General features: G+C 36.1%; 1 pseudogene. It reads left to right on the forward strand.

What is annotated here, in order from left to right:
* Positions 1 to 293 precede the first annotated feature (293 nt).
* Positions 294 to 515: pseudogene (locus tag ACRCJ0_RS19320) on the forward strand (sucrose-6-phosphate hydrolase); the annotation flags it as partial.

Raw genomic sequence — 515 nt, forward strand, 5'->3', positions numbered from 1 at the left:
CGCTTGGTGGATACGTTTGGCAACTTCTTTATGATTCATGATATTTACCTCTTTTCTTCATATTTATTTTGTAAATTTAAGCGTTTTCATTTACTTGATTAGAATTTTAACAGGCGAATGGTAATATGTCAAACGTTTGACAGAAAATATTTCATTTACATATAAATCCATTGAAAAATAAGGATATCTAGTATGGAAACGCTTGCTATTTTTCCAAGATATGCTTAAAATGATAGCATCATAAACACAAAAATGAGGATGCAAGAAATTCATCATTTATTAGGAGGATACACATGTCTTTTAAATTACACAGCTTTAACAAAGCAGATCGATACCGAAACTATGCCGACTGGCCAGAGGACTATGTCACAGCACTCAATGAATTAGCGGACCAATCACCATGGCGCAACCACTTCCACCTGGAACCCAAAACCGGACTGATCAACGACCCAAACGGCTTTTCGTATATAAACGGAGAATGGCAACTTTTCTACCAATACTATCCCTTTGGCCCA

It is taken from the genome of Aerococcus sp. L_32 (assembly GCF_050689315.1).